Source organism: Nocardia carnea (assembly GCF_029868855.1).
Lineage (GTDB): Bacteria > Actinomycetota > Actinomycetes > Mycobacteriales > Mycobacteriaceae > Nocardia > Nocardia carnea_A.
In genome coordinates, this window is the sequence record NZ_JARWOV010000070.1 from 1 (window position 1) to 9,318 (window position 9,318).

Annotated in this window: 8 protein-coding genes; 1 reads left to right on the top strand and 7 read right to left on the bottom strand. The window is 67.7% G+C overall.

What is annotated here, in order from left to right:
- From QH195_RS06180 to QH195_RS06205, 6 genes are all read right to left on the bottom strand, one after another.
- Positions 1–300 (bottom strand): enoyl-CoA hydratase-related protein (locus tag QH195_RS06180; protein ID WP_280434649.1); only part of this gene is annotated, 300 nt, incomplete at its 3' end.
- Positions 301–351: 51 nt separating this feature from the next.
- On the bottom strand, positions 352–1,512 hold the full coding sequence (locus QH195_RS06185) for an acyl-CoA dehydrogenase family protein (RefSeq protein ID WP_280434650.1): 1,161 nt from the start codon (positions 1,510–1,512) through the stop codon (positions 352–354).
- A gap of 21 nt (positions 1,513–1,533) precedes the next feature.
- Positions 1,534–3,624 carry an acetyl/propionyl/methylcrotonyl-CoA carboxylase subunit alpha gene (locus tag QH195_RS06190; RefSeq protein ID WP_280434651.1) on the bottom strand — a complete coding sequence of 697 codons (2,091 nt, stop codon included), beginning with the start codon at positions 3,622–3,624 and terminating at the stop codon, positions 1,534–1,536.
- Between the two features lie 8 nt (positions 3,625–3,632).
- Positions 3,633–5,231: an acyl-CoA carboxylase subunit beta gene (locus QH195_RS06195; RefSeq protein WP_280434652.1), complete on the bottom strand. Its 1,599-nt coding sequence runs from the start codon at positions 5,229–5,231 to the stop codon at positions 3,633–3,635.
- Entirely contained in the window at positions 5,228–6,379 is a 1,152-nt protein-coding gene (locus tag QH195_RS06200; RefSeq protein WP_280434653.1) for an acyl-CoA dehydrogenase family protein, read from the bottom strand. Before QH195_RS06200 ends, QH195_RS06195 begins: the two co-directional genes overlap by 4 nt.
- Positions 6,376–8,091 carry an acyclic terpene utilization AtuA family protein gene (locus QH195_RS06205; protein WP_280434654.1) on the bottom strand — a complete coding sequence of 572 codons (1,716 nt, stop codon included), beginning with the start codon at positions 8,089–8,091 and terminating at the stop codon, positions 6,376–6,378. The genes QH195_RS06200 and QH195_RS06205 overlap by 4 nt, the downstream gene beginning before the upstream one ends.
- Positions 8,092–8,259: 168 nt before the next feature.
- Between QH195_RS06205 and QH195_RS06210 the strand changes: the two genes are divergently transcribed.
- Positions 8,260–8,415, top strand: a complete 156-nt coding sequence (locus QH195_RS06210) for a hypothetical protein (protein ID WP_280421020.1) — start codon at positions 8,260–8,262, stop codon at positions 8,413–8,415.
- Between the two features lie 369 nt (positions 8,416–8,784).
- On the opposite strand, the gene thiE is transcribed toward QH195_RS06210, so the two are convergent.
- Positions 8,785–9,318: thiamine phosphate synthase (gene thiE, locus QH195_RS06215; protein WP_280434655.1), on the bottom strand; the 534-nt coding region annotated here is incomplete at its 5' end.

Consider the following 9,318-nt stretch of genomic DNA (forward strand, 5'->3'; position numbering starts at 1 on the left):
ACCCACACGGGCGCCCATAACCCGCACCACCCCGGGGGGGGTTAACCCGGGGGGGGCCGCGGGGGGGGGGCCCACGGCTTCCTTCAGATCGGCGCCCGCGCAAAACGTGTTGCCGGTGTGGGTGAGCACCACACCGCGCACGGCCGCATCGCCGGCGGCGCGTTCCAGCCCTTCCAGAAGCTGAGTCACCAGCGCGGACGAGATGGCATTGCGGTTGTGCGGGGAGTCGAGCGTGAGGGTCGCGAACCCGTCTTCGACGGCATAGCCCACTACACGATCGACATGATCGGTTTCGGTCACGAAAGCCTGCCTTTACGTTTACGCGGCGATGGAACTCCGGGTGGATATCGCTCAGTAGGACTTCGGGAGTCCCAGCGAATGCTGGGCGACGAAGTTGAGGATCATTTCCCGGCTCACCGGGGCGATGCGCGCGATCCGGGCCGCGCCGAGCATGGCGGCCAGCCCGTATTCCGTGGTGAGGCCGGAACCGCCGTGGGTCTGGATGGCCTGGTCCAGCGCTTTGATACTCGCCTCGGCGGCCGCGTATTTCGCCATATTGGCAGCCTCGGCCGCACCCATCTCGTCGCCGGCGTCGTAGAGCGTGGCGGCCTTGAGCATCATCAACCGCGCCAGTTCGAGTTCGATTTTCACCTGGGCCAGCGGATGCGCGATTCCCTGGTGGGCACCGATCGGGGATTTCCACACGGTGCGTTCCTTGGCGTAATCGACCGCCCGGTCGATGGCGTAGCGACCGATTCCGACGGCCATCGCCGCACCCATGATGCGTTCCGGGTTCAGGCCCGCGAACAGCTGCATGAGCGCGGCATCCTCCTTACCGACCAGGGCGGTGGCGGGGAGCCGGACATCGTCGAGGAACAGGGTGAACTGGTGATCCGGTTCGATGATGTCCATTTCCTGCGGGATCTTCTCGAACCCGGGGGCGTCGGTGGGGACGATGAACAGGGCGGGCTTGAGTTTGCCGGTCTTGTGGTCTTCGGTACGGGCCACGATCAGCACGGCCTCGGCCTGATCCACCCCGGAAATGAAGATTTTGCGGCCGGTGAGCAGCCAATCGTCCCCGTCGCGCCGGGCGGTGGTGGTGATCTGATGCGAATTGGAGCCGGCATCGGGTTCGGTGATGCCGAAAACCATTTTGGCCGAACCGTCGGCGAGTTTGGGCAGCCATTCCGATTTCTGCGCGTCGGTGCCGTATTTGGTGATGATGGTGCCGCAGATGGCGGGCGAGACCACCATGAGCAGCAGGCCGGCACCCTGCGCGGACAATTCCTCCATCACCAGCGCCAGCTCGTACATGCCGGCGCCGCCGCCGCCGTATTCCTCCGGCAGGTTCACGCCGAGGAAACCGAGGCTGCCCGCCTCCTGCCAGAGTTCGTCGAGCGGCTGGTTGTTACGCGCCTTGGGCAGTACATAGTCGCGATAGCTGTATTTCGCGGCCAGCGCGGCGACGGCGGCCCGCAGCTCTTTACGTTCGTCGGATTCGATGAAGCTCATTGCTACTCCTGGTTTCCGGTGCTATTCGTCGTCTGCGGCGGCGGGATCCACCACGGCGAGTACGGCGCCGACATCGACCTGTTGGCCGACTTCGACGTTGACCGCGCTGAGCACGCCGTCCGCCGGGGCGGCAATGGTGTGCTCCATCTTCATGGCCTCCAGCCACAGGATGGGCTGGCCGGCGGTCACGGTGCTGCCGACCTCGGCACCGAGCCGGATCACACTGCCCGGCATGGGAGCGAGCAGCGATCCGGTGGCGACCTGGTCGGCCGGGTCGGTGAACCGGGGCAGCCGCCGCACCGTGACCGGGCCGAGCGCGGAATCCACGCAAACCAGGTCGTCGTAGCGGGCGACGGCGAACTGGCGGCGTACCGGCCCCTGTGCGCCGGGTACCGCGAGGACTACCTGATCGGGTGTGGCCGAGATCAGTTCGAGGCCGTCGAACCCGGCGACCGCCACACCGGTTCGGGTGAACCGGTAGTCGATCTCGTGCGTGCCGGTGGTCCGGCTCTCGTAGGATTTGCGTTGCGATTGCGAGGGGAGATTGCGCCAGCCGCTGGGCACCCCCGCGACCACGGTGGCGCACGCCCGGTTGGCAGCGGACTCGGCGAGCGCGGCAGCGACGATCGACAGTTTCTCATCGTCCGGACGCACCAGGGGCTCGGACAGGACGTCCAGGCCGTGGGTGGCGAAGAAGGCGGTATCGGTCTCGCCGGCCAGGAAAGCCGGGTGGCGCAGCACCCGGACCAGCAGGTCACGGTTGGTGACCAGGCCGTGGATCAGGGCCCGCTGCAACGCACCGGCGAGCAGCCGCGCGGCTTCGTCGCGGGTGCGGCCGTACGAGATGACCTTCGCCAGCATCGGGTCGTAGTGGACGCCGACCACCGAGCCGCCGGCGACCCCGGAGTCCAACCGGATTCCGGGACGGCCGAGCAGATCGAATTCGGTTGCCACCGCGGGTATCTCGATGCAATGCACAGTGCCACTCTGCGGTTGCCAGTCCTGCGCCGGATCCTCGGCATAGAGCCGGACCTCGATCGAGTGACCGTGCATGGCGGGTGGTTGCGCCGGGAGACGTTCGCCCTGAGCGACTTCCAGCTGGAGCTGGACCAGATCCAGCCCGGTGGTGCATTCGGTGACCGGGTGCTCGACCTGCAGCCGGGTGTTCATCTCCAGGAAGAAGAACTCGCCGGCTTCGTCGGCGAGAAATTCGACGGTACCGGCGCCGGTATAGCCGATCGCGGCGGCCGCCTGCCGGGCCGCGGTGTACAGGCGATCCCGCATACCGCCTTCCGGCGTCGCCGTCGAGACAGCTCGGTGACCGGCTCCGGCAGCGCCGGCGGTACCGGAGCGGCTGTCCGGCCGTCCGGCGTCGATGCGCTCGACGAGGGGCGACGGCGCCTCCTCGACGACCTTCTGGTGTCGGCGCTGGATCGAGCATTCCCGCTCGCCGACCGCCCAGATCGTGCCGTGGGAATCGGCCATCACCTGGACCTCGATATGGCGGCCGGTTTCGAGGTATCGCTCGCAGAACACCGTGGGATCGCCGAACGCCGATTCGGCTTCCCGGCGGGCGCCGGCCAACTGCTCGGGAAGTTCACCGAGGGTACGCACCACGCGCATTCCACGACCGCCACCCCCTGCCGAAGCCTTGATCAGGACCGGGAGTTGTTCCTCGGTCACCTCGTCGGGGTCGAGTTCGGCCAGCACCGGTACCCCGGCGGCGTCCATCATCTTCTTGGCCGCGACCTTGGAGCCCATTTCCTCGATGGCGGCGACCGGCGGACCGATCCACACCAGTCCGGCCGCTTGTACGGCCCGCGCGAATTCCGCGTTCTCGGAGAGGAAACCGTAGCCGGGGTGGACGGCGTCGGCGCCCGCGGCCTGTGCGGCGGCGATGATGAGGTCTGCGCGGAGATAGGTTTCGGCCGGGGTGTTACCGGGCAGCCGGACCGCCGCATCCGCTTCGGTGACATGCGGTGCTTCCGAGTCTGCGTCCGAGTACACGGCGACCGTGCCGAGTCCCATCCGGCGGCAGGTCGCGAACACCCGGCGGGCGATCTCACCGCGGTTGGCTACCAGAACACTGGTGATGAGCTGTGGATCTGTCACGACCGGCCTCACATTCGGAAGACGCCGAAGCCCTCGGCGCCCTGGACTGGTGCAGTGTGGATGGCCGACAGGGCCATACCGAGCACTGTGCGGGTATCGCGCGGGTCGATGACACCGTCGTCGTAGAGCCGCCCGGACATGAACATGGCCAGCGATTCGGCCTCGATCTGCGCTTCCACCATGGCACGCATCCCGGCATCGGCTTCTTCGTCGAAGGCCTGCCCGCGCGCCTCGGCGGATGCGCGGCCGACGATGGAGATCACGCCGGCCAGTTGCGCACCGCCCATAACCGCGGATTTCGCACTGGGCCAAGCGAAGACGAAACGGGGGTCGTAGGCGCGGCCGCACATTCCGTAGTGCCCGGCACCGTAGGAGGAGCCCATGAGCACGGAGATGTGCGGGACCTTGGAATTCGAGACCGCGTTGATCATCTGGGCACCGTGTTTGATGATGCCCTTCTGCTCGTATTCCTTACCGACCATGTACCCGGTGGTGTTGTGCAGGAACAGCAGCGGTGTGTCGGTCCTGTTCGCCAGCTGGATGAACTGGGTGGCCTTCTGCGATTCCTCGGAGAACAGCACACCGCGGGCGTTGGCGAGAATACCGACCGGATAGCCGTGCAGTTCGGCCCAGCCGGTGACCAGGCTCGACCCGTAGAGCGGTTTGAATTCGTCGAAATCGGAGCCGTCGACGATGCGGGCGATCACCTCGCGGGGGTCGAACGGGATCTTGAGGTCGGGCGGGACGATACCCAGCAGATCCTCGGGGTCGTAGAGCGGTTCCGGCACGGCGGGCCGGGGTGCGGGACCCTGTTTCCGCCAATTCAGCCGTTTGACGATGCGCCGCCCGATCCGGATGGCGTCCTGCTCGTCGAGCGCGTAGTAATCGGCGAGACCGGATACTCGGGCATGCATATCGGCGCCGCCCAGCGATTCGTCATCGGACTCCTCACCGGTCGCCATTTTCACCAGCGGCGGCCCGCCGAGGAACACCTTGGAGCGCTCCTTGATCATCACCACATGGTCGGACATCCCGGGAATGTAGGCGCCACCCGCGGTAGAGTTTCCGAAAACCAGTGCGATGGTAGGTATTCCGGCGGCGGATGCCTGGGTGAGGTCGCGGAACATGCGGCCGCCCGGTACGAAGACTTCCTTCTGCGTGGGCAGATCGGCGCCGCCGGATTCCACCAGGGAGATCACCGGCAGGCGGTTCTCGCGGATGATGTCGTTGACCCGCAGGGTTTTCCGCAGTGTCCAGGGGTTGGAGGTGCCCCCGCGGACGGTGGGGTCGGGGGCGACGATCATGCATTCGACGCCCTCCACGACTCCGATCCCGGCGACCGTACTCGCCCCGACCTGGAATTCACTGCCCCAGGCCGCGAGCGGGCACAATTCGAGGAACGGCGAATCCTCGTCGATGAGCAGTTCGATCCGTTCCCGGGCGGTCAGCTTGCCGCGTTTGCGGTGCCGGGCCAGTTTCTCCGGACCGCCGCCGGCGACAACCTTCTCGAACTCCGCCTCGACCTCGGCGAGTTTGGCCGTCATGGCCTCGGCCGCCGCGGTGTACTCCGCGGAGGTGGTGTCGAGGGTGCTGCGTAGTATCGTCATGCCTGATACCCCAATCGTTTCGCGGCCAGGCCGGTGAGGATTTCGGTGGTGCCGCCGCCGATCCCGAGTATCCGCATATCGCGGTACTGGCGTTCCACCTCGGATTCCCGCATATAACCGAGCCCGCCGAACAACTGCACGGCCTGGTTGGCGACCCACTCCCCGGCCTCGACCGCGGTGTTCTTCGCGAAACACACCTCGGCGATCAGATCGGTTTCGCCGGCCGCGGCGCGGGCGGCCACATCGCGGGTGTAGACGCGCGCGACATCGATACGTCGCGCCATCTCGGTGACGGTGTTCTGCACGGCCTGCCGGCTGATGAGCGGGCGGCCGAAAGTTTCCCGCTGACGCACCCAGTCCAGGGTGAGGTCCAGGCAGCGCTGCGCACTCGAGTACGCCTGCACGGCCAAACCGACCCGCTCACTGACGAACGCTGCGGCGATCTGCAGGAACCCGGAGTTCTCCGGCCCCACCAGGTTCGCGACCGGTACCCGCACATCCTCGTACGACAATTCGGCGGTGTCCGAGGCGCGCCAGCCCATCTTGTCCAGTTTCCGGCCGACGGTGAAACCGGGTGTGCCCTTCTCCACCACCAGCAGCGATACCCCGGACGAGCCCGGTCCGCCGGTGCGTACGGCAGTCACCACGAAATCGGCGCGGCAACCGGAGGTGATGTAGGTTTTGGCGCCGTTGACGATGTAGTGGTCGCCGTCGCGGCGGGCGCTGGTGGTGAGGTGTCCGACATCGGAGCCGCCGCCGGGTTCGGTGATGGCGAGGGAGCCGATCTTCGAACCGGCCAGCGTCGGTTTCACCCAGCGGTCGATCTGTTCGGTATCGCCCGCCGCGATGAGATGCGGGACGGCGATACCGCAGGTGAAAAGCGAGGCGAAAAGACCACCGGAAACACCCGCGTAGTGCAGTTCCTCGCAGACGATTGCGCCGTCGATCCCATCCCCGCCGGACCCGCCCGCGGATTCGGGGAACTGGATACCCAGCAGGCCCAGGGCCCCGGCCTTCTTGTGCAGGTCCCGCGGGATCTCGCCGTCGCGCTCCCAGTCGTCGAGATACGGCAGGATCTCGCGTTCGGCGAAAGCCCGGACAGTGGCGCGTAATTCGCGGCGTTCGGGGGTGTTCCAGACAGTGCTCACGGCAGCAACTCCAACGGTATATCGATATGGCGGGACCGCAGCCATTCGCCGAGGCCCTTGGCCTGCGGATCGAAACGGGCCTGATAGGCCACGCCTTCGCCGAGCAGACCGGTGATCAGAAAGTTGAGCGCCCGCAGCTTCGGCAGCACATGCCGGGCGACCTCCAGCCCGGCGGTTTCCGGTAAGAGTTCACGCAGGCGGTCGACGGTGAGGGTGTGCACCAGCCAGCGCCACTGCTCGTCGGTGCGGACCCAGACACCGATATTGGCGTCACCACCCTTGTCGCCGCTGCGGGCCAGGGCGATACTGCCGAGCGGGACACGTTTTGTCGGCGCGGCCGGAAGAGGTTCGGGGAGTTCGGGTTCGGGTAAGGCGGCGAGTTCCCGGGTCTGCGATGGAGCGCCCACCAGGACCCGGCAACCGTTGGGGCGCACCGCGGTATGCGAGACCTCGGCGGCGTCGACGAAACCCGGTCGGTAGACACCGTAGGGCGAGCCGTTTCCGGGCGGGGCGGTAAAACTGCAGCCTGGGTAGCTGGCCAGCGCCAGTTCCACGGCGACGCTCGAGAATGCGCGGCCCACCTTGTCCGGGTCGGGGTCGCGGACCACGCAGCGCAGCAGGGCGCTCGCCTGTTCCTCGGTCTCGGCGTCGGGGCGGTCGAGCCGGGCCAGCGTCCAATCCAGTTCGGCGGGGCGTTGCGGTAGCCAGGACTCCAGTTGCCGCTGCGCCAGTTCGGCTTTCGCCTCGATATCGAGCCCGGTGAGGATGAATTCCATCTCGTTGCGGAAACCGCCGAGCGTGTTCAGCGAGACCTTGAGCTGCGGCGGTGGCGGCTCGCCCTGTACCCCGCTGATCAACACCCGATCCGGGCCGTCGTCCGTCAACTCGACGGTGTCGAGCCGGGTGGTGACATCGGGTCCGGCATAGCGCGCGCCCTGGATCTCGTACATGAGCTGCGCCGCGACGGTATCGACCGTGACCGCGCCCCCGCTCCCGGCATGTTTGGTGATCACACTGCTGCCGTCCGCCCGGACCTCGGCGATGGGGAAACCGGGCCGCCCCAGATCGGGCAGTTCGGTGAAGAAGGCGAAGTTACCGCCGGTGGCCTGGGTGCCGCATTCGATCACATGACCGGCCACCACGGCACCTGCGAGCCGATCGTAATCGGTACGCTGCCAGCCGAAATGGGCGGCCGCCGGCCCCACGACCACCGAGGCGTCGGTGACCCGGCCGGTGACCACCACATCCGCGCCGGCGGTCAGGCAGTCGGCGATACCGCAGGCGCCGAGGTAGGCGTTGGCTGTCAGCGGGGTGCCCAGCCCGAGTTCGGCGGCACGGTCGAGCAGATCGTCGCCCTCGACATACCCGACGTGCACGTCGAGCCCGAGCCGGGCGGCCAGTTCACCCACCTTCTCCGCCAGGCCGGCCGGATTCAGGCCGCCGGCGTTCGTGACGATCTGCACCTTGCGTTCCAGCGCGAGGCCCAGGCAATCCTCGAGCTGGCGGAGGAAGGTTTTCGCATACCCCAGCCCGGCGTCTTTCATCCGGTCACGACCCAGGATCAGCATGGTCAGTTCGGCGAGATAGTCCCCGGTGAGCACGTCGAGATGCCCGCCTTCGAGCATTTCGCGCATGGCGGTCAGCCGGTCACCGTAGAACCCGGAACAGTTGCCGATCCGGATCACGTCCGGATCGTCGGACAGAGCACTCATCAGCGGCTGCGCCTCCTACCGCTACGGGCGGTGGAGCACGCCCGGGCTGTTCGTGTACGAGTTCAGCATCACAGGCGTCCGGAAAAAAATCAAGCACGCGTGCTTGTTAAATACACAGGTTCGTGCCAGGGCGCGTCCACCCCGGGCGACCAGGCACAATGGGTTGCCGTGTCCACCGATGTCGCCGTAGTGCTGTTGTTCACCCTCGCCGGATTCCTGATCGGCGGCGCCTATTCCACCTGGAAGACCACACGCCCGCTCGCGATCAGCCTCGGGGTAGGCGCGGCGCTCGCGGTGGCGGGTGCGGTGCTCTGGTTGCTGTGACGATGTATTTGCCCACTCCTGGGCGGCAGACACGCCCCGTCCAGAGCGCCCACGGCACCACCGCGCGCGGGCTGCGCTCGGTCGACGAGGCAGTGCAATCGCGGCTGTGAGGTTTCCGGCGGTGGCCGACGGGGCAGTCATCGACGGGTGCCCCGGAACCGGTCCGCCGCCATCGGCGACCGATAGTTCCCGGCCCTGCCGATACGCCGGTCCTGCCCATCTGCGCCGGGCGGGACCGGCGTACCGACACAGTGGGCGATCGACAAGCTGCCCGGCAGTAGATCGAGAGGCCGGCCGGAGGCAAGCAGGTAACGCCGCCGGCCGCCCCGCGGTAGCGCCCGGCGGCGCGGACCGCCACGCAAAGGTCTGTCAGTCCGCCAGCAGTGCGGACTTCAATTCCCGGGCCGCCGCCTCCGGATCCTCGGCCGCGGTGATCGCCCGCACCACCACCACCCGCTCCGCACCCGCGGCCAGGACCTCCGGCAGCGTCGAGCCGTCGATACCGCCGATGGCGAACCACGGTCGCGCCGGTGCGGCGGCGGCGGTTTCCCGGACCAGTTCCAGCCCCGCGGGTTCGCGGCCCGGTTTCGTGGGGGTCGCCCACACCGGGCCCGTGCAGAAGTAGTCGAGATGTTCGTCGGCGGCGGCCAGGCGGGCCTGTTCACGGTCGCGGGTGGAGCGGCCGATCACCGCATCCGGACCCAGGATCCGGCGGGCGTACCAGGGCGGGAGGTCCTGCTGGCCCAGGTGCAGAACATCCGCCGCGGCGGCCAGGGCGATATCCGCCCGGTCGTTCACTGCCAGCAGCGCGCCGTGGCGGCGAGTCGCAGCGCGTAGCTCGGCGAGCGCCGCGAGTTCACCCATGGCCTCCAGCGGGCCGAACCGCTGCTCACCGGGCGACCC